Source organism: Mycobacterium sp. NGS15, from assembly GCF_059813245.1.
In genome coordinates, this window is sequence record NZ_JCALEF010000001.1 from 368,694 (window position 1) to 388,862 (window position 20,169).

The 20,169-nt window shown below is 63.4% G+C and carries 19 protein-coding genes; 17 read left to right on the top strand and 2 right to left on the bottom strand.

Annotation, left to right across the window (positions count from 1 at the left end):
* Nucleotides 1–41: 41 nt before the first annotated feature.
* A complete protein-coding gene (locus tag AC5Y5C_RS01715) occupies nt 42–419 on the bottom strand; it encodes a DUF427 domain-containing protein (protein WP_499968451.1) in 378 nt (125 codons plus the stop codon).
* 86 nt (nt 420–505) lie between these two features.
* Here AC5Y5C_RS01715 and AC5Y5C_RS01720 point away from each other — a divergent pair, with 86 nt between their 5' ends.
* Genes AC5Y5C_RS01720 through AC5Y5C_RS01730 form a run of 3 tightly spaced genes read left to right on the top strand, consistent with a single transcriptional unit; the run spans nt 506 to nt 3,227 of the window.
* The gene (locus AC5Y5C_RS01720) at nt 506–1,207 is read left to right on the top strand and encodes a TetR/AcrR family transcriptional regulator (protein WP_499968453.1); all 702 of its coding nucleotides are present in this window, start codon (nt 506–508) and stop codon (nt 1,205–1,207) included.
* Complete coding sequence (locus AC5Y5C_RS01725; RefSeq protein ID WP_499968454.1) at nt 1,207–2,010, top strand: class I SAM-dependent methyltransferase; 804 nt, start codon at nt 1,207–1,209, stop codon at nt 2,008–2,010. The genes AC5Y5C_RS01720 and AC5Y5C_RS01725 overlap by 1 nt, the downstream gene beginning before the upstream one ends.
* A gap of 35 nt (nt 2,011–2,045) precedes the next feature.
* Complete coding sequence (locus tag AC5Y5C_RS01730) at nt 2,046–3,227, top strand: acyl-CoA dehydrogenase family protein (RefSeq protein ID WP_499968456.1); 1,182 nt, start codon at nt 2,046–2,048, stop codon at nt 3,225–3,227.
* A 90-nt stretch (nt 3,228–3,317) separates the two neighbouring features.
* Here AC5Y5C_RS01730 and AC5Y5C_RS01735 read toward each other — a convergent pair whose 3' ends face one another.
* Nucleotides 3,318–4,574 carry a KasA/KasB family beta-ketoacyl-ACP synthase gene (locus AC5Y5C_RS01735; RefSeq protein WP_499968458.1) on the bottom strand — a complete coding sequence of 419 codons (1,257 nt, stop codon included), beginning with the start codon at nt 4,572–4,574 and terminating at the stop codon, nt 3,318–3,320.
* 367 nt (nt 4,575–4,941) lie between these two features.
* On the opposite strand from AC5Y5C_RS01735, the gene AC5Y5C_RS01740 reads away from it, so the two are divergent.
* From AC5Y5C_RS01740 to AC5Y5C_RS01805, 14 genes are all read left to right on the top strand, one after another.
* Entirely contained in the window at nt 4,942–5,859 is a 918-nt protein-coding gene (locus tag AC5Y5C_RS01740) for a class I SAM-dependent methyltransferase (protein WP_499968460.1), read from the top strand.
* Complete coding sequence (locus AC5Y5C_RS01745; protein WP_499968462.1) at nt 5,856–6,806, top strand: SAM-dependent methyltransferase; 951 nt, start codon at nt 5,856–5,858, stop codon at nt 6,804–6,806. Before AC5Y5C_RS01740 ends, AC5Y5C_RS01745 begins: the two co-directional genes overlap by 4 nt.
* 156 nt (nt 6,807–6,962) lie before the next feature.
* The gene (locus AC5Y5C_RS01750; RefSeq protein ID WP_499968464.1) at nt 6,963–8,381 is read left to right on the top strand and encodes an aldehyde dehydrogenase family protein; all 1,419 of its coding nucleotides are present in this window, start codon (nt 6,963–6,965) and stop codon (nt 8,379–8,381) included.
* Between the two features lie 94 nt (nt 8,382–8,475).
* Nucleotides 8,476–9,342 (top strand): SDR family oxidoreductase, encoded by an 867-nt coding sequence (locus tag AC5Y5C_RS01755; RefSeq protein ID WP_499968466.1) that lies wholly within the window; start codon nt 8,476–8,478, stop codon nt 9,340–9,342.
* Entirely contained in the window at nt 9,339–10,304 is a 966-nt protein-coding gene (locus AC5Y5C_RS01760; protein ID WP_499968468.1) for an NADPH:quinone oxidoreductase family protein, read from the top strand. The genes AC5Y5C_RS01755 and AC5Y5C_RS01760 overlap by 4 nt, the downstream gene beginning before the upstream one ends.
* On the top strand, nt 10,301–10,750 hold the full coding sequence (locus AC5Y5C_RS01765; protein WP_499968469.1) for a MaoC family dehydratase: 450 nt from the start codon (nt 10,301–10,303) through the stop codon (nt 10,748–10,750). Before AC5Y5C_RS01760 ends, AC5Y5C_RS01765 begins: the two co-directional genes overlap by 4 nt.
* 372 nt (nt 10,751–11,122) lie before the next feature.
* Complete coding sequence (locus tag AC5Y5C_RS01770; protein ID WP_078312202.1) at nt 11,123–11,989, top strand: MlaE family ABC transporter permease; 867 nt, start codon at nt 11,123–11,125, stop codon at nt 11,987–11,989.
* Between the two features lie 9 nt (nt 11,990–11,998).
* On the top strand, nt 11,999–12,859 hold the full coding sequence (locus AC5Y5C_RS01775) for an MlaE family ABC transporter permease (RefSeq protein ID WP_499968472.1): 861 nt from the start codon (nt 11,999–12,001) through the stop codon (nt 12,857–12,859).
* Between the two features lies 1 nt (nt 12,860).
* On the top strand, nt 12,861–14,399 hold the full coding sequence (locus AC5Y5C_RS01780; RefSeq protein ID WP_499968473.1) for an MlaD family protein: 1,539 nt from the start codon (nt 12,861–12,863) through the stop codon (nt 14,397–14,399).
* Nucleotides 14,396–15,448: an MCE family protein gene (locus AC5Y5C_RS01785; RefSeq protein WP_499968475.1), complete on the top strand. Its 1,053-nt coding sequence runs from the start codon at nt 14,396–14,398 to the stop codon at nt 15,446–15,448. Before AC5Y5C_RS01780 ends, AC5Y5C_RS01785 begins: the two co-directional genes overlap by 4 nt.
* Nucleotides 15,445–16,470 (top strand): MCE family protein, encoded by a 1,026-nt coding sequence (locus AC5Y5C_RS01790; protein WP_499968477.1) that lies wholly within the window; start codon nt 15,445–15,447, stop codon nt 16,468–16,470. Before AC5Y5C_RS01785 ends, AC5Y5C_RS01790 begins: the two co-directional genes overlap by 4 nt.
* Nucleotides 16,467–17,606: an MCE family protein gene (locus AC5Y5C_RS01795; RefSeq protein ID WP_499968479.1), complete on the top strand. Its 1,140-nt coding sequence runs from the start codon at nt 16,467–16,469 to the stop codon at nt 17,604–17,606. Before AC5Y5C_RS01790 ends, AC5Y5C_RS01795 begins: the two co-directional genes overlap by 4 nt.
* Nucleotides 17,606–18,787 (top strand): MlaD family protein, encoded by a 1,182-nt coding sequence (locus tag AC5Y5C_RS01800; RefSeq protein ID WP_499968481.1) that lies wholly within the window; start codon nt 17,606–17,608, stop codon nt 18,785–18,787. The genes AC5Y5C_RS01795 and AC5Y5C_RS01800 overlap by 1 nt, the downstream gene beginning before the upstream one ends.
* Nucleotides 18,784–20,154, top strand: a complete 1,371-nt coding sequence (locus AC5Y5C_RS01805) for an MlaD family protein (RefSeq protein ID WP_499968483.1) — start codon at nt 18,784–18,786, stop codon at nt 20,152–20,154. The genes AC5Y5C_RS01800 and AC5Y5C_RS01805 overlap by 4 nt, the downstream gene beginning before the upstream one ends.
* Nucleotides 20,155–20,169 lie beyond the last annotated feature (15 nt).

The window sequence follows — 20,169 nt, forward strand, 5'->3', positions numbered from 1 at the left end:
CAAGGTACGCCAGCAACCAGGGGGTCGCCAGACGGGTGCGCCTATTGCGCGCTGATGTTGACCCGGTCGGGATAGAAGGCCAGATGACGGGCGATCTGTGAGACCGCCGGGAATGGGTCTTCGTATGTCCAGACGGCGTCTTCGACCGTTCTCTCGGGTGTACGCACCGAGTAATACGAGGCCTCGCCCTTGTATGGACAGTAGGTGTGGGTATCGGTGCGTTGCAGCGTTTCCCAGCTCACCGCGTCGGGCGGGAGGTAGTACACGGGCGGGTAGGTGGCCTCCTGCAGCCGCAGCGCGTTGGTGGTGTCGGCGATGGTCACATCGCCGGACGTGACCACGATGTGGGTGGTGGAGGGCGCGATGTCGATGGGATGGTCCGGGCCGGGAACCAGACGCGGCCTGTCGGGGGTGGACATGTTTCCGAGGGTAGGCCCTCTCCCGGAGCAGGTGCCGATCGCTAGAATGACCAAAAAACCAAATTGGTCAGTTGGTCAGGAGTGTCATGGGTAAGCAGAAGGCGACGAGCATCCTCGACGCCGCTGAGCAGCTTTTTCTGCAGTTTGGGTACCGCAAGGTCACCATCGATGAGGTGGCCCGCAGGGCGGGCGTCGGCAAGGGGACCGTCTATCTCTACTGGCCGAGCAAGATCGAGCTCTTTGGTGCTGTCTTCACGCGGGATGGCCTCGTCATGCTCACGGCCGCGGCCGATGCGCTCCGGCAGGATCCGAGTGAGGTGCTGCTGAGCGTGAGCAGCCGACGCACGTTCATCGGCACCATGACCAACCCGGTGGCCAAGGCAATCGTCACCGGTGACCAGGCACTGCTCGGTGATCTGTTGACCACCACGCCCGCCACCGGTGAGATCGGGCTCGGCAAGCTCGGGACCACCGATCTGGTGCTGCGCATGTTGCATAGGCACGGGCTTCTGCGCGATGACCCCGATCGGGATCCGATGCTGGCCTACCGGGTTGCTGCGACCACGGCAGGGTTCTATGCCATCGAAAACACCAGTGCTGCAGAGGGGGCCGATCTGGAGATAAAGGCCGATGCGCTGGCTGCCACGGTGCGTCGCGCGTTCGAACCGGCCGATGAACCTGATCGAGCCGCATTGGAGGCCGCTCGCGACGAGGCCTTGACGTTTTATCAGCGCTGGCACGACGAGCTTTCCGCCGCGCTGGCCCTGCCCAGCAAGGAGGATAAGTGATGACCGCCAAAGTCGACTTCAGCGATGTCGAGTGGAGATCGGTGACCTGGACCATGCTCGTCACCCTCTTCTTGCGGGCTTACGAAAGCCGCTCGGAGCACACGATTCTCAACGACCACGCAGCGGCCGAGTTGGTAGATCGCATCGATTACGACTGGCCACGCATCGAACGTACGACGGCCCCCAAATCCAACCAGTACACCGTCGCGCTGCGGGCGCGGTCGCTGGACGATTGGACGCGCGATTTTCTGGCGCGCTACCCGGCTGCCACGGTGCTGCATCTGGGCTGCGGCCTGGACAGCAGGGCGTTCCGGCTCGATATCCCATCGGATGTGGGCTGGTTCGATGTCGACATGCCTGAGGTCATCGCGATGCGGAGGAGGGTTATCCAGGAGAAGCCGAACTATCGGATGATCGCCTCGTCGGTGACCGACGCCGCTTGGTTCGACGAGATTCCCATGGATAAACCGACATTGGTCCTTGCCGAGGGGCTTCTGATGTATCTCACCGAGGAAGAGGTACAGGAACTTCTACGACGGATCACCGAGAGGTTCCCGTCCGGTGAGATCGCGTTCGACGCGATGCCGCCATCCATCGTGTGGGTGCAGAAGCTGTTCAAATCCTCGATACGCAGCGCACGCCAGGTACACGCATGGAACCCACGGCTGCACTGCGTCGAGGAAGCAACGCCGTGGCGCCTCTCCTCGTTGGTGCCGGCTCGGCTTCTGCGGTGCGTGTACTGGACCATGGCCAGGCTTCCCTGGCTCCGCAGCTTCGAGCGGCTGTACCGCTTCAGTTTCTAGCCGGGGCGAGGCCCCAGGGCGCTAGGGTCTGCGACATGGCTGCGGATGCTGACCGAAGTGACCCCGACGAGCTGTTCGGTATCGACGCGCTGCTCAGCGACGAAGAACGCGCGATTCGCAACAGCGTGCGTGCTCTGGTTCAGGCGCGCGTGGTTCCGAACGTTCAGCGTTGGTACGAACACGGTGACCTACCTGTGCGCAAGCTTGCCCTGGAGCTGGGCAAGATCGGTGTACTCGGTATGCACCTGCAAGGTTTCGGATGCTCCGGAACATCCTCTCTCGCATACGGGCTGGCGTGTATGGAGCTAGAGGCGGGCGATTCAGGCATCCGTTCACTGGTCAGCGTGCAGGGATCGCTGGCGATGTACGCCATCTACGCCTATGGCAGCGATGCGCAGAAACAGAAGTGGCTGCCCCGGATGGCGACAGGGGAGGAGCTGGGGTGTTTCGGTCTGACCGAACCGGATTTCGGGTCCGATCCCGGGGGAATGCGCACCCATGCCCGGCGGGATGGCGGCGACTGGATCATCAACGGCACCAAGATGTGGATCACCAACGGGTCGATCGCCGACGTTGCCGTCATCTGGGCGCAGACTGACGACGGAGTTCGTGGCTTCCTGGTGTCGACCGATTCGGCGGGGTTCAACGCCCAGACCATCCGGTCCAAGATGTCCTTGCGTGCGTCGGTGACCGCCGAACTCAGTCTGAGCGATGTGCGGGTGCCGGAGAAGAACCGGCTGCCGCTGGCGATCGGGCTCAAGGCACCGCTGTCATGTCTCAACGAGGCGCGCTTCGGCATCATCTTCGGCTCGATGGGTGCGGCACGTGAATGTCTACGCACGGCACTCGATTACGCCCAGACCCGGGAACAGTTCGATCGTCCGATCGCTGGATTCCAGTTGACCCAGGAGAAGCTGGCCAACATGACTCTCGAGTACGGCAAGGGTGTGCTGTTGGCGTTGCATCTGGGGCGTTGTAAGGACGCGGACTCGTTGACCACCCCGCAGGTCAGCCTGGGCAAGCTCAACAATGTGCGCGAGGCCATCGAGATCGCCAGAACTGCCAGGACAATCCTTGGCGCGAACGGTATTTCGGGGGAGTATCCGGTGATGCGACATGCCAACAACCTGGAGTCGGTGTTGACTTATGAGGGCACCAGCGAGATGCACACGCTGGTCATCGGCCAGGCACTCACGGGTATTCCGGCGTTCCGGTAGTCGTTCACCTAAACGCCGACACGCCGCCCGGTGGCGGAATCGTGCGATACGAATCCGCCGCCAGACGGCGTGTCGGGGAAGGAAAGTAAATCAGTACTTGCCGAGGGCGATCGCCACGTTGTGGCCACCGAACCCGAACGAGTTGTTGATCGCGTACTTGTAGTCGCCCTTGCGGGGCTCCTTGCTGACGATGTCGAGTTCGATTTCCGGATCGGGCGTCTCGTAGTTGAGTGTGGGCGGAATGATGCCCTCCTGCAACGACTTCACCGTGATGACGGCCTCGACGGCACCGACCGCACCCACCGAGTGCCCAAGGGCGCCCTTGGGCGCGTAGACCGCGGCGTGATGCAGGTTCGAGTTATGGATCGCCTTGCTCTCGGCAACATCTCCCACGCTTGTTGCGGTGGCATGGGCGTTGACATGGTCGATGTCCTTGGCATCCAGTCCGGCGGTCTCCAGGGCGCGGTTCATTGCCTTGGCGGCGCCGATGCCGTCCGGATGCGGTGCCACCACGTGGAAACCATCCGAGGTGATGCCGGCGCCGAGAAGGCGAGCGTAGATCCGCGCTCCGCGCGCCTTGGCATGCTCTTCGGTCTCGATGACCATGAGGGCCGCGCCCTCACCGAAGACGAAGCCGGTGCGGTTCTTGTCGAAGGGACGCGACGCACCTGCGGGGTTGTCGTTGTCGGTCGACATCACGATGCGCATGTTGGCGAACGCCGCGATCGGGACCGCTTCGATGGCCGCCTCGACACCGCCGCAGATGGCGATATCGGCATCGCCGTAGGCGATCTGACGCCACGCGTGCGCGATGCCCTCGTTACCCGATGCGCATGCCGATACCGGCGTGATGACGCCGCCACGGGCCTTGCGCTCCAGCCCGATGACGGCGGCCGCCCCGTTGGGCATGAACATCTGGACGGCGAGAGGTGAAACGACCTTCGTGCCCTTGGCGCGCATCTCGTCGTAGGCCTCGACCATCTTCTCGGCGCCGCCGAGACCGGTGCCGACCGACACTGCAAGACGCTCGAGATCGACGTCGGGGGCACCGGCGTCTTCCCAGACTTGGCGGCCCAGAATCGCCGCCAAGCGCTGCACATAGGACAGGCGACGGTGCTCGATTTTCGTCATGTCCTTGTCGAAGTCACGGACCTTGAGATGCCCGCCGATCTTCACGGGCAGGTTGTAGTGGGCTACGAAGTCGTCTTCGAGAGTGCGGATGCCGCTCTCGCCGGCGAGCAGTCCCTTCCAGGTGCCCTCGACGTCCGGTGCAATCGACGTCGTCATGGCCATGCCGGTCACGACGATGTTCGGAAAGCCGCCGTTTGCGGTAGATGGTTTGGTCATGGTCGACATCCCCCCGTGGACATGTACGTGACAAGCACGTTCTATCCCCTTTCGGACTTCATCTGAGCTATCTCTTGGACCGGATTTTAGTAAGCCGTCTGCCAGCGAACTTCGCCAGGGTGGGTCATCACACGGATTCGATGATGAACCCTATGCCAGATTTGTGTAGGAACTGCATAAATTCGCCAAGTGTGTCCTGGTGGTTGACGTTGTTGTGCGATGGGTAACAAAGATGACGGGCAAATGAATAAAAGGCACAGCTACCTGGAAGTGCCACGGCGAATGTGACCCGCCGCACAATGTCGGCCGCCGATGGAGATCTGTAGCATTGCTCACTATTGGGTCTAGTTGCCTTGAGAGGAGCCGTATGCGGGTCGACGGGGACACCTGGGACATCACCTCCAGTGTGGGCGCGACCGCTCTCGGGGTGGCGGCGGCACGTGCTACCGAGACACTGCGTGCCGACGCGCTCATCCACGATCCGTTTGCGCAGATTCTGGTCGACGCGACCGGTAAGTCGACGGGCTGGGAGCGGTTGGTGACCGGCGACGTCGAGTGGCCGGATCCCGAGGCGGGGCGGATCTACGGCCGGATGGTCGACTACCAGGCCACGCGCACCAATTTCTTCGACGCCTACTTCCTGGCCGCGACCGCAGCGGGCATCCGGCAGGTCGTCATCCTGGCCTCGGGGCTGGACTCCCGCGCGTACCGGCTCGACTGGCCTGCCGGCACCACCGTGTTTGAGATCGACCAACCCCAGGTGCTGGAATTCAAGGCATCCGCCCTCGCCGCGCATCTACCGAAGGCGCAACGACGCGGCGTGGCCGTCGATCTGCGGGAAGACTGGCCGGCCGCGCTGCGTGAGGCCGGGTTCGACTCCACGCAAGCTACCGCGTGGCTTGCCGAAGGCCTGCTGCCGTATCTGCCCGCCGACGCTCAAGACAGCCTGTTCGTGAACATCGGTGTATTGAGCGCCCCGGGCAGCCGCATCGCCGTGGAGGGATACGAGGGGAAATTGGTTCTGGACGAGAGCGAGGAGGAGGTGGCCCGCCGGGAACAGGTGCGTGCCGCGTTCAAGACCGCCGTGGACGTCGACGTCACGATCGAAAACTTGATCTACGAGGACGAGAACCGGGCAGACCCGGCGGAATGGCTTGGGGCACACGGATGGTCGGTAACCAAGACCGACGCGCACGACGAGATGGCGCGGCTGGGCAGGCCGGTGCCCGAGGATATCGAGCAGGGGATGTTCCGCGGCCAGCTGATCCAGGGAGAACTCCGGTGAGCGACACGACCACCGCCCGGTCCGATGACGACAGCTGGGACATCGCGAGCAGTGTGGGCGCCACCGCGGTCATGGTGGCCGCGGCGCGAGCGGCCGAAACACGCAGTGACACGCCTCTTATCAAGGATCCTTTCGCGCAGCTCCTTGTCGAGCGGGCAGGCGCCGGGGCCTGGTCGGTGATCGCGAGTGATGACCTACGTCAGCAGCTCGCCGAGCTCGACCCCGAAGCCGACCGCATCATGCAGTACGCGGTGGACTATCAGGCGGTCCGCACGCGATTCTTCGACGGATTCTTTGAACGGGCATCGCGCGCCGGTATCACCCAGGTGGTGATCCTGGCCGCCGGCCTGGATTCTCGTGCATATCGCCTGGACTGGCCGGCCGGTACCACGGTGTACGAGATCGACCAGCCGCTCGTGTTGCAGTACAAGCGCCAAACACTCGACGAGCACGATGTGCGTTCTGTCTGTCTTCGTCGCGAGGTGCCGGTCGATCTTCGGCAGGACTGGCCGGCGGCGCTGCAACAGGAGGGCTTCGACGTGGCATCGCCCACGGCGTGGCTGGCCGAGGGCCTGCTCATGTATCTGCCGACCGAGGCGCAGGATCGGCTCTTCGAACTGATCGTGGATCAGAGCGCACCGGGCAGCAGGATCGCCGTCGAGGCCGTCGGGCCGGACAATGCCAAGCGGCACGAGTTCCGCAGCAAGATGCGCCAACATTTCGACCGGGCTCGCAAGCTGGCGGGGATGGACGGAGAGTCTCTCGACGTCGGATCGTTGATGTACCACGACGAGAAGCGCACCGACGTACCCCAGTGGCTCGCCGGGCGTGGGTGGACGGTTCGGGCGATTCCGGCTGAGGTTGAGATGTCGGATGCGGGCCGCCTGGGCTACATCGAAGAGGACTTGCGCGGCAACACCCTGATAGAAGCCGAGCTCAAGGGCTGACGGAGCTTGGCCCCCGGGGGTGCGGGGTTCTCAGGTCCCAACTGGTTGGTTACCATCGGTGATACAGCTCACTCAGCTGCCGTCGCTCGTCCGTGTACGCGTACGTGACCTGCGGAGATGTACTCATTGATGAGCGTGCCATCGAGAGGAACGGATATGACCACCGAGATCTCTACGCCCGCCGAACAGGATGCTGCGTCCGAGCCCTCACGCATTCCGGGGATCGTCCGGGGCCTGCGCGAGACCTTCGCGACGGGCAGGACTCGCGAATACGATTGGCGCAAGGCGCAGCTCGTCGGCTTGGAACGACTCTTCACCGAGAACGAGGCCGCGATTGCCACCGCGCTGCATGAAGACTTGGGGCGCTCCTCGGCCGAAGCCTGGATAGCCGATGTTGTCGGGTCCGTCGTCGAGGTCGTCTATGCCCGCAAGAATCTTCGACGCTGGATGCGGCGCAAGCGGGTACGCGGCCTTCCGTTGGCCCAGCAGCCGGCCAAGGCATGGTCGGTACCCGAGCCGTACGGCACAGTGCTCGTCATCGGTGCCTGGAACTTTCCCCTGTATCTGACGCTTGGTCCTGTGGTGGGCGCACTGGCGGCGGGCAACACCGTGGCCATCAAGCCATCGGAGATCGCGCCCGCTTCATCGGCGTTGATGGCCAAACTCATTCCGCAGTACCTCGACCCGCATGCAGTGGCCGTCGTCGAGGGCGACGGCGCGGTGACGCAAGAACTGCTGGCGCAGGGTTTTGACAAGGCCCTGTTTACCGGTGGCACCGAGATCGGCAAGCGCATCCTGGAAGGCGCTGCGCAACACCTGACACCGGTCGCGCTGGAATTGGGTGGCAAGTCACCCGTCTACGTGGCCGCTGATGCCAATATCGAGGTCGCTGCGCGCCGCATCGGATACATGAAGGGTCTCAACTCCGGTCAGGTGTGTCTGGCTCCCGACTATGTCCTGGTCGACCCGGCGGTTCGCGATGAGCTGGTCGAGAAGATCACGGCTGCGTGGGCAGAGTTCCAGGCCGATAAGGAGTCCAAGGGACTGCGCGTGGTCAATCAGCGGCAGTTTGATCGCTTGGTGGGTTACTTGGCCGCGACCGAGGGCGAGGTTGCCACCGGCGGTGGCTCCGATGCCTCTGCGCTTACCATCGAGCCGACGATCGTGGTGGATCCGAGCGCGGACGAGCCGCTCATGCAGAACGAGATTTTCGGTCCGATCCTGCCGGTGCTGACCGCCGACTCTCTCGACGACGCCATCGATTTCATCAATTCGCGGCCAAAGCCATTGGCGGCCTATGCCTTCACGGAGTCGAAGCGGGTCGGTAACCGATTCATCGACGACGTACCTGCCGGTGGCACGGTGATCAATCACCTGCTGTACCACGCTGTTATTCCGAACCTGCCCTTCGGTGGTGTCGGTGCCAGCGGTATGGGCGCCTACCACGGCAAGGCCGGTTTCGATGAGTTCAGCCACCTCAAGTCGACGCTGTACAAGAGCACCAAGATGGACCTCAAGCTGCCGTATCCGCCGTACCTGGAGAAGAACCTGAAGTTGATGAAAAAGCTTATGTAGTTCGAGGTTCCGTTCTCTGCGTTGTTCAGCAACCACATTATTCAGCAACCCAGCCAATTTCCCATTGAAATACCAAGTGAATTAGGAGTTCTGCATGCCGGGAGTGCAAGACCGGGTAATTGTCGTGACCGGAGCCGGTGGGGGGCTGGGCCGCGAGTACGCGCTTACTCTCGCCAGTGAGGGCGCCTCGGTTGTCGTCAACGACTTGGGCGGTGCCCGCGACGGATCCGGCGCCGGCTCGGCCATGGCGGACACTGTGGTCGACGAGATCAAGGCTGCCGGGGGCCGTGCGGTCGCCAATTATGACAGCGTCGCCACCGAAGAAGGCGCGGCGAACATCATCAAGACCGCTCTCGACGAGTTCGGTGCCATTCACGGTGTGGTGAGCAACGCCGGAATCCTGCGGGACGGCACGTTCCACAAAATGACTTACGAGAATTGGCATGCGGTGCAACAGGTTCACCTGTATGGCGGCTATAACGTCACCCGCGCCGCATGGCCGCATTTCAGGGATCAGGGCTACGGGCGCATCGTGGTGGCCACCTCGACCAGCGGCTTGTTCGGCAACTTCGGACAGGCCAACTACGGCGCCGCCAAGCTCGGCCTCGTCGGGCTCATCAACACCCTCGCGCTGGAGGGTGCCAAGTACAACATCCACTCCAACGCGATCGCGCCGATCGCAGCTACCCGCATGACCGCCGATATCGCCCCCGAAGCGGTACTGGACAAGCTGCCACCGTCCTTCGTCGCGCCGGTCGTCGGATACCTGTGCACAGAGGAAAGCGCCGACAATGGTTCGGTTTTCGTCGTCGGCGGCGGCAAGGTGCAACGTGTCGCACTGTTCGAGAACGCCGGCGCGGACTTCGACGCACCGCCCACCGTGGACGAGGTTGCCGAGAAGTGGTCGCAGATCGCGGATCTTTCTCATGCCGTGAAGGCCGGCCCTCCGTCGCTCGCATGAAAGCGATACAGGCACAGTCGTTATCGGGTCCGGAAGGGCTGGTCTACACCGATATAGACGAACCGAGAGCCGGCGATCATGTCGTGATCGTCGACGTCAAGGCCGCGGGAGTCTGCTTTCCCGACTATCTGATGACCAAGGGCGAGTACCAGCTGAAAATGGAGCCGCCCTTCGTTCCGGGAATTGAGACCGCCGGGGTGGTGCGCTCGGCCCCGGAAGGCTCCGGGATCAATCCCGGTGACCGGGTGATGGCCTTCAATTTCATTGGCGGGTACGCGGAACGGGTCGCGGTGGCTCCGTCCAATATCCTGCCGACCCCACCTCAGCTGGACGATGCCGAGGCCGTCGCCCTCATCGCCAACTACCACACCATGTACTTCGCCTACGCCCGCCGAGGGCAGCTGCGCGCGGGGGAGACAGTGCTGGTGCTCGGCGCTGCGGGCGGTATCGGTACCGCGGCGATCCAGATTGCCAAGGGCATGGGCGCCAAGGTCATAGCCGTGGTTAACCGTACTGCCGCAACGGAATTCGTCAAGAGCACCGGCGCCGATATCGTCCTGCCGTTAGAAGAGGGCTGGGCGAAGGCGGTGCGCGAGGCAACCGGCGGGGTCGGTGTCGACATGGTGGTGGATCCCATCGGTGGGCCTGCCTTCGACGACGCGGTGCGTACGCTGGCCTCCGAGGGACGGCTGCTTGTCGTCGGATTCGCGGCCGGTGCGATACCGACGATTAAGGTGAATCGCCTACTGCTGCGCAATGCCTCGGTGATCGGTGTGGCCTGGGGTGAGTTCCTGCGCACCCATTCGGACTACCTGTACGAGACGCAGGCAGGGCTGGAAAAGCTGGTGGCCGAGGGTATGCGGCCGCCGGTGAGCGCGCGGATTCCGCTGTCGGAAGGACGCCGGGCGCTCCAGGACTTCGCCGATGGCAAGGTGTACGGAAAGATGGTGCTCGTACCGTGAGTACCAAGGTATTCAACGGAATTGACCAGGTCACTGTCGGCGACCTCGGCATAACCGATTGGCTCGCGGTCGACCAGGAGCGTGTCAACACCTTCGCCGATGCCACCGGTGATCACCAGTGGATACACGTTGATACCGAACGGGCCGTCGATGGCCCGTTCGGTGGCACCATCGCGCACGGGCTGCTCACCCTGTCGTTGCTTCCGCAGTTCCAGTCCCAGCTGATCCGGGTCGACAACATCACGATGGGGATCAACTATGGGTACAACAAGATTCGGTTTCTGAATCCGGTCCGGGTGGGATCGAGGCTGCGGGCCCGTGCTGAGGTGACCAATGTCGAGCAGAAGCCCGGCGCCGTGGACGTGACGATCTTGACAACCGTCGAGATCGAGGGTGCCGACAAGCCGGCGTGTGTGGCTGAATCGATTTCGCGCTACATCGGGTAGCCCAATCGGAAGGCCGCGTTAGGGATCCGGGGCGACGGCCATTTCGGACAGTCCGGGAAATGGCGAAAAACGACGTGTTGTGGACGCGATACCTATTCTCGTCCAATGAGCGCGACCTGCGAGTTTTGTCGTTCTATGTCAAATGATTGGACACCGCATATCGCAGAGTGTCGAAAATCTCACCGTGATCTACGACGATGTGTAGATCACGTCAGTCAGGTGTTATGTTACTGCTCAGTTCGGGCCCTGCATTCTCTGTGACCAGCGAAGATGGTGGGCCCGAGAGGTTTGGATGAGAGGGCATCACGTGGGTCAGTCAGCACACGGACGTGTTGCCCTGGGGTATTGGGTGCATTCGATCGTGAGCGCGCGATGACCACGTTCGACACGGCCAGTGCAGGCCGGCCCGCGACACCATCCCGTGACGCCGTATCCGGCGCCCTCAAGGAGTACGTCCGCAAGCATCCGGTGCAGGCGGTAGAAACCGCAGGCAGTCAGATCGTCCTCGGTGTACGGGCGATGCAGTACATGTTCTCGGACCTCGTCCACCGTGCGTTCCCGTGGAAGGAATTCATCCACCAGGGCGCGTTTATGGCGGGTAGTGCCGTGGTTCCGACGCTCCTGGTGGCCATTCCGATCGGTGTCACCCTGTCCATCCAGTTCGCTCTGCTGGCGGGCCAGGTCGGCGCATCCTCGTTGGCAGGTGCCGCGAGTGGTGTCGCGATCGTGCGTCAGGGCGCCTCGCTGGTTGCCGCGGTGCTGATGGCCTCCGCGGTGGGTTCGGCCATTACCGCCGACCTTGGTTCACGAACCATGCGTGAAGAGATAGATGCCATGGAAGTGATGGGTGTGTCGGTGATCCGGCGGCTCGTCGTCCCGCGCGTCGCCGCCGCCGTCCTGGTCGGTGTCGGCCTCACGGGTACAACCTGTTTTGTCGGCTTCCTGGCCAGCTACTTGTTCAACGTCTACTTCCAGCACGGCGCACCGGGAAGCTTCGTCGCGACCTTCGCCTCGTTCACTCGGGTCGACGATCTGATCTTGGCCTTGCTGAAGGCGATTCTCTACGGTCTCATCGTTGCCATCGTCGCGTGCGACAAGGGGCTGACCACCAAGGGTGGTCCGGCCGGTGTCGCGAACTCGGTGAATGCCGCGGTCGTGGAGTCAATCCTGGTGTTGATGCTGATTAACGTGCTCGTCAGCCAGGTGTACGTCATGGTCTTCCCCCGGCACGGGATATAGGGACGCACCGTGACTATCTCTACATACCGTCCTAAGGGCGTCCAGCCGATCATCGACGCCGGGCATCGGGTCGCGCAGTCGATTCGGCGGCTCGGACACATGCTCGCGTTCTTCGTGGAGGCCATGGCCTCCATTCCGAACGCCTTGCGCTATTACTCCAAGGAGTTCTTCCGGCTGCTGGCGGACGTCACCTGGGGTAACGGCTCGCTGGTCACCGGTGGCGGCACGGTTGGCGTCGCCGCCGTGCTGGGCGCCACGATCGGCGCACTGATCGGTATCGAGGCCTACAACCTGCTGAACATCATCGGCCTGGGCCCGGCCACCGGATTCATCTCATCCCTGGTGTCGACGCGCGAGTTGGCGCCGGTGATGGCTGCCCTGGCCTTTGCGATGCAGGCCGGCTGCCGGTTCACCGCGCAGTTGGGCGCTCAGCGCATCAACGAGGAGATCGACGCGCTGGACGCGCTGGCGATCCGGCCCATCCCTTACCTGGTGACCACCCGCCTGCTGGCCTCCACCGTCGCGGTCGTTCCGCTGTACCTGCTGTGCCTGGTCGTCAGCTACATCACCTGCCGCCTGCTTGTCGGGATCTCCAGCGGCGGCTCAATCGGCGGTGCCTACAACCACTACTTCACGATGATGTTGAGCGGTACCGATATCGTCTACTCGGTGATCAAGGCCGTCATTTTCGTCTGGATCGCGTCAACCATCCAGTGCTACTTCGGATTCAACGCCTCGGGTGGACCCGAGGGCGTGGGTGTGGCCGCCGGGCACGCGATGCGCGCCGCCATTACCGTCGTGATTATCGTGAACATGCTTCTCACGATGGCGTTGTGGGGAGTCGATGCCGGCGCAAGGTTCGGTGGTTAACGTGAGTGCTGGTTCATTCTCTGCCAACGGCCGCGGCTGGTCCGACCGTACGCTGCTCCTCTCCGGCATCGCCGTGCTGGCCATCCTGGGATTGGTGACCGGGGTGCTGCTGGCCAAGTCCAAGGGCCTGCTGGAAGACACCGTCAAAGTCAACGCCCAGCTCATGAACGTCGGTGACGGTCTGCCCGAGCGTGCCGATGTGAAATTCCGCGGCATGCTCGTTGGAGCCGTCACGTCGGTGACACCGGCCGAGGACGGCAAGCCGAACATCGTGCACATCGACCTGAAGTCGGAGCACGCCAGCGGAATTCCGAGCACGGTCACCGCGCGCGTGGTGCCGAGCAATGTGTTCGCGGTGTCATCCGTGCAGCTGGTCGACAACGGTGACGGCGCCGCGGTACGCGACGGCGCCGTGATCACCGAGGACACCAAGCTGCCGACAGTGCTGTTCCAGACCACGACCAACAAGCTGCGCCAGGTGCTTGCCGCCACTGAACGGCAACGGGGCGACGCGCCGATTGGTTTGATCGGCGTATTCGGCGAGGCCACCCAGGGCCGCGGCGACAAGCTGTTGACCTCGGGTGCTCGGCTGCAGTCGATCCTCACCGAGTTCAACGCCATGGTGACCGCCAGCCCCAACGATCCCTCGACGATCGCGGCGCTTGAGAAGGTGTCGGCGGCACTTAGTACCAGCTCGCCGCGACTGTTGGACAACCTGGAGAATGCCCTGGTCCCGCTGCGTACCTTGGCCCAGAAGCAAGCCGATGTGCGCGGTCTGCTGTCGGCCGGTTTGCACACGACCGGTACGGCGGCCACTGCCATTGACAACCACATCGACCAGATGATCGGCATCGGCACTCACCTGACGCCGGTTGTCGGTGTCCTGGCGCAGCACACGGACCAGTTCGTACCGATCGCATCGCGCATCAAGGTGCTCTCGGACGCGATATTCGAGAACGGATGGGATCCGGGCCGCCAGGTCCTGGGCCTGAACCTGATCCTGTCGTTCAGCCCGGCCTGGACCTATGTGCGCGACGACTGCCCGCGGTACGGAGAACTGGCCGGACCCAGCTGCACCACCGCACCCGAGACCCGCCAGTGGATCGATATTCCCGAGGTGCTGCAGCCCGGTAGCTACAAGCCGCCGCCGGATATCGCTCCGCCGCCCGGAACCATCTTCCCGCCGACTGCGGCCGACATCATGCTGCACGGCTCAGGTCCTAACCCTCAGGAAGTCGACCGGGCCGCGAACCCGGTGCTGCCGCCGTTCGGTCCGCCACCCAATCCGGCGCCTGCCGGAGTGGCACCGGCGTCGTTCGGTGGAAACGTCGGACCTGTGGGAAGCGCGACCGAGCGCACGCAACTGGGCAAGGCACTCGGTGGGGACCCAAGCGCCGCACAGCAGCTGCTTCTGGGCCCAGTGGCTCGTGGCACGACGATCTCTGTCAGTCGTGAGGGGTCGGAGGCCGATGCCGGCCAAGCCGATCCGGCCCCAGGGAATCAGATGCAGCCCAACTCGGCCCAGGGAGGCGGACGATGAAGAACTTCCGGGCCGCGGTGGTCGGACTGTCACTGTTCGTCGTGTTCGCCATCGGCGTGACGACCCTGGTGTACGGCACTCTGCTCCGCGACACCACGGGCTCGACCAAGAGCTATAGCGCGATTTTCACGGATGTCACCGGTGTGCGCGTCGGCGACGACGTGCGCATTGCGGGCGTGCGTGTGGGCCGGGTCGATTCGATCGAGCTGGATGGCTCGCTCGCCAAGCTCAAGTTCCGGGTCAAGAGCAACCAGAATCTGTACGGCAATTCGATTGTCTCCGTGACCTACCAGAACATCATCGGCCAGCGGTACATCTCGCTGTCCCGGGGGCTGGATGGTAGCCCGGAGCGCTTGCCGGAAGGCAGCGTGATTCCTGTCGAGCGCACCGAGCCGTCCTTCGACGTCGGTGCGCTGCTCAACGGATTCGAGCCGTTGTTCACCCTGTTGGATCCGAAGCAGGTCGACAACCTGTCCAATGGGCTCATCGACGCCTTCGCCGGTGACCGGGGCGCGCTGGCCCATGTCGTGGAGCAGACCACCGAGATCACAAAATCCTTTGCCGGACGCGATCAGTCGCTGGGGGGCCTCATCGAGAACCTCAACACCGTGCTGGCGAACGTCGCCAAACAGAACGACAACCTGGACCAACTCGTGGTCCAGAGCCAGAACGTCGTCGGCGAACTGGACAATCGCCGCAAGAGTCTGGTCTCGTCCATCGGTTCGGCCACACATGTGGTCAGCCGGATCCAGACCATCGGTGACAACGTGTACCCGCAGCTGCAGGAGCTTGTCTATCGCGAGCCGGGTACTGCCGCGCATATTCTCGCCAACCAGGACCAATTCGCGTTCCTGGGCTCCAATCTGCCGCTGCTCCTGAAGGGGCTGGCCCGCACAACGCAGGACGGCGCCTACGGCAATTCGTATGCCTGCCAGCTGAACCTCAACGGGTTCTTCCCGGGACTCAATGATCTGGTGCCCGCTATCGTCCGGCACGCCACGCACGGTGGTGTCGCCAAGTACACACCGAAATGCCGAGGGACCGAATGAGCCCCCGTGAACGCAGGCTAGAAGACCGCAGCAAGTTCTGGATCGGCATGATCGCCGTCGGCGTCGTCACCGCGATCATCGCGTCGATGCTGCTGTACCGCCAGATCGGTTTCGGATACACCCGGTACAAGGCAGAATTCGCGCAGGCGGCGCAGCTCAAGAAGGGTGACTACGTCAGCGTCGCAGGCGTTGATGTCGGCGAGGTCAAAAGCGTTGTGCTCGACGGCACCAAGGTGCTTGTCGACATGCGGGTGCGCGACGAGGTGAAGCTGGGTGCCGAGACGCAGGCCGCGATCAAGACCACCACGCTGCTCGGTTCGCGCTATGTCGAGCTGCGGCCGCGTGGCGCGGGTGTCATCCCGAACAAGCGAATCGCGTTGTCGCACACAGAGGTGCCATACGACTTGCAGGCGTTGCTCGCCGATACCGCTGCCACCTACGAGCAGGTCGACACGACTAAGCTGGCGCAGTCCATCGACATCCTGGCCAAGCAGCTCGACGGGCTGCCCGAGGCGCTGCCCGATGCCATGAAGAATCTGAAGGAACTGTCGGGGATCGTCTCCACCCGGCGGACGCAGATCGGCGAGTTGCTCAAGAGCGCGTCCACCGTCACCGCGACGCTGCATCGGCAGCAGGCGAACCTCGGACACCTGGTATTTCAGGGGCGGGACCTGTTGGGGGAATTCGTATCCCGCAAGGCATCGTTCCAGCGTCTGATGGCGTCGATCACCAAGGTTGTCGACCTGCTGAGCAAGGTCGTGGTCAAGGACCGGCCCGCCTTCGAGAAGCTGTTGCAGCAGCTGCGGGATGTCACGGCGATGGCCAGCGATCATGACGACTACATACGAAACTTGTTACAGATCCTGCCCGTACCGCTGCGGAACCTGACGAACGCCACCGGCTCGGCGTACTCCATGAACATCAACCTGACCAACGGTCTGGTCGTGGACAACTGGATGTGCGCGATCAGTAGCCGCGCCGAGCAATGGGGTCTACTCGAGTACTTCAAGGACTGCGCATGAGCGTGAACGTGACACAGCAGGGGTCTACCGCGCGCCGCGTCTTCATGATCGGTGTGGTTGCGGTGCTGGTGATTGCCGCCGCGATCGGCGGCTACCTGGGTCTGCGCAAGGCCGGTGTGGTGGATGACAAGATCGCCGTCACCGCCCAATTCGACGAAGGCTCAGGCCTTTTCGTGGGCAATGTGGTCGAGGTGCTCGGCCTGCCGGTAGGCGCCATCGAATCGGTGGAGGCCAAGGGCACTTATGTCGAGGTCAAGTTCAACGTCGACAGGGACGTGAAGGTGCCCGCGAATGTCATCGCCGCGGCTTTCACCAGCTCAGTCCTCACCGATCGGCACGTTGCGTTGAGCCCGCCGTACACCGAGGGCCCGGTGCTCAAGGACGGCGATGTCATCCCGCTCGACCGCACCCGCACCCCCGTCGGATTCGACCGGGTGCTGGCGACCGTCGACAAGCTTGCCTCGGCGATGAAGGGTGACGGGAAGGGCAACGGTCCGGCCGCCGATTTGGTCAACATCGGAGCGCAGGCCGCCGCGGGTAATGGCGAGCAGGTCAAAACCGCTCTCGATGAGCTGTCGAAGGCGCTGAAGATGACCACCGATGGCGCCGAGACCAAGGATCAGCTCACCACGATCATCAAGAGCGTGAGCTCCCTGGTGAACGCGATGGGGGAGAACGACAAGGCGATCCGTCAGTTCGGCTCGGCCGTGCACGGCACCGCCGATGTTCTGGCCGCAGAGCGATTCGGCACCGGGGACACCGGTCGCAAGGCCAACGAGGTCCTCAAGAACACCGCCGAACTCCTCGAGAAGAACCGCGACGTCATCAAGGGTCTGCTTGGAAACGGCAACGTCACCCTGCAGTCGTTGACCGACAACCAGCGTGAGCTCAAGGAAACTCTGGATCTGCTGCCGCTGACGCTCGACAACGTGGACCGTGTCATCGACCCGGTGAACGGGTCGATCCGCCTACACCCGCTGTTGGACAAGCTGCTGCTCGAGAGCCAATTCAGCAAGGAAATCTGCAACCTGATGGGCCTGCGGCAGCTCGGGTGCAGCACGGGGACGTTGGCCGACTACGGTCCCGATTTCGGGCTGACCTACATGCTCGACGGCATGGCCAGGATGGGGCAGTGATGAGCCGCTTGAAGGTTTCCAAGCTGAGAGTGGCCGCATTGGCTGCGGTCGGCGCCGTCGCCCTATCGGCTTGCAGTCCACCGGGACTCGACAGTCTGCCGCTTCCGGCCCCCAACATGGGCTCGCAGTCCTACAAGCTGACCGCACGATTCGCCAATGCGCTCAACCTTCCCGCGAAGGCCAAGGTTCGTCTCGGCGGAGCCGATGTCGGCGAGGTCGAGTCGATGGACGCCGTCGACTATGTGGCGGTGGTGCAGCTGCGCATCCGTCAAGGTGTGCGGTTGCCCGTCGGAACCACGGCACAGCTACGCACGGCCACCCCGCTCGGCGATGTATTCGTCGCCGTCACTCCACCGGACAAGGGCACCGGTCAGCTCCTCAAGGACGGGGGCACACTGGATCTGGACAACACCTCTTCGGCAGCCACGGTTGAAGGCGTGCTCGCCTCTGCGGCCGTGCTTGTCAACGGTGGCGTCATTCGCAACCTGACACACGTAGTAAACGGTCTGGGAAAGTCTTCCGGCGGCAATGGCAGTAACGGCATCGTGTTCGGTGACATCGTGAAGCAGTCAGATCAGTTGATGGGCACGCTCAACGGCCGGTCGTCGCAGATCCAGAACTCATTGGACAAGACCTCACAGCTGGCCTCGACGCTGTCGGCGCGGGAGAAGACGATCAACGATCTGCTGGAGGCAGGCGCGCCGGCGCTGAAGGCGATCGATCCCGACCAGGTCGGCGATCTCGCCGATACTGCCGGTCACATCTCCGATCAGCTGGCGAAGTTCCCGTCGATCCAGGGCACGGATAGTCGCAGCATGATCGCCGATTTCAACTCGATTTCACGGGGCTTCAACGACATCGCGGTGAGCCCCGACACCAGCCTGGTCGCATTGAACCGATTGATCCCGATGCTGGTGAAGGCGAATGCGGGTAGCGGCTTGGCCGTGGACGTCAACATGGCCAAGCTCGCGCTGGGCAACTGGCCCGACGCCGGGTACAAGGGCGACCCGACATTCCACGGCCCCAAGCAGGCCGACTGGGGTTACCTCGTCGGCAGCTTCAAGTACTCGCTCTACCGGTTGCAGGAGCGGGTTGTTGGTCAGGGGCCGAACCCGCCTGCCCCGGCGCCCGCGCCGGAAGCGCCGCCTGCCCCGGCACCAGAACCAGGACCGGGCCGATGACCGCGCCCGCGACTGGCCCCACACAGTCCCATGGTCTGCTGGAATCGATTTCCCGAGGGCTGCTGGCGGCCTCCGATATCTTCAAGCGCAGCTGGAAATGGCTGTCCGTAGTCGGCTTGGTGGGCATCCTCGTCATCTGCGTCGGGTACGTGATGTTCGGGACCCTGAAGGTCAATCCGATCGAGTCCAAGTACCGGGTGAAGGTGCAGCTGCACGAATCCGGTGGGCTGCTGCCGAATCAGGAAGTCACGCTGCGCGGAGTACCGATCGGCCGGGTGCAGTCCGTCAACCTGGAGAAGGGCGGCGTGGTTGCGACCGCCGCGATCGACGGTGCGGTGAAGTTGCCGGCCAACAGCGAGGTGCGTGTCTCTGGATTGTCGCCCGCTGGTGAGCAGTATCTCGACTTCCGTCCGACGACGAACGACGGCCCATTCCTGGGGAACAACAGCGTTGTCGCGCTGGGCCAGGCGAGCACTCCGATGACCCTCGCGCAGGTGCTGGCGGATTCCGATGGGCTACTGGCACAGCTTGATACCGACAAGCTGAGCACCATCCGCAAGGAGCTCGGTGTCAGCACGCAAGGCCCGGAAAAGCTCGCCGATATCTTCGACGGGGGCACGTTCCTCATCACCACCCTCGATGGTGTGCTGCCGGAAACGGTGACCCTGTTGAAGTCGAGCAAGGTGACCTTCTCGACGCTCGTCGACCTCAACTCGGGGCTGGATGCGACCGGCCAGCAGCTGGGCAGCACGTTCGGCGGGTTGAAGAAGATGGACGGCGGCTTCCGGACGCTGCTCGGGCGGGCCCCGCAAACACTGCACGGTGTCGACAATCTCTTCACCGATAACTCCGACACCATGGTGCAGCTCTTGGGCAATCTCGCGACGGTCGCTCAGCTGAACTATGTGCGCGTCCCCGCGCTCAATGCGCTGTTCCCTGGACCGGAGGTGCGTGGGTCGACGCTGGAGAGTGCGGCGACGATCTTCCACGATGGCGCCATTTGGGCTCTTGCCGACCTGCTGTATCCGCGGCCCACATGCGATTACGCGACGCCACGCAAACCCGTCTCGGATGCCAGCTTCTATGAGCCGGCGCTGTACTCCACGTACTGCGCCAACCCCGACCCGGCTGTGCTGGTTCGCGGTGCTCGCAACGCGCCGCGTCCGGCCGACGACGACACCGCGGGCCCGCCGCCCAACGCCGACCTGGCGAAGGTGGCAGATCCAACGCCCCGGGGCAAGTGGAGCGTTCCGACGCCGTATGGTGGACCGCAGTGGCCTCTCCCGATCCCCGGAGATGCACCTTTACCGCCCGATGCGCCTGCGCCACCGCCCGGTTTCGGTAATACTCCACCCACCGGACGCTAGGCGCGCTCGGGCAGG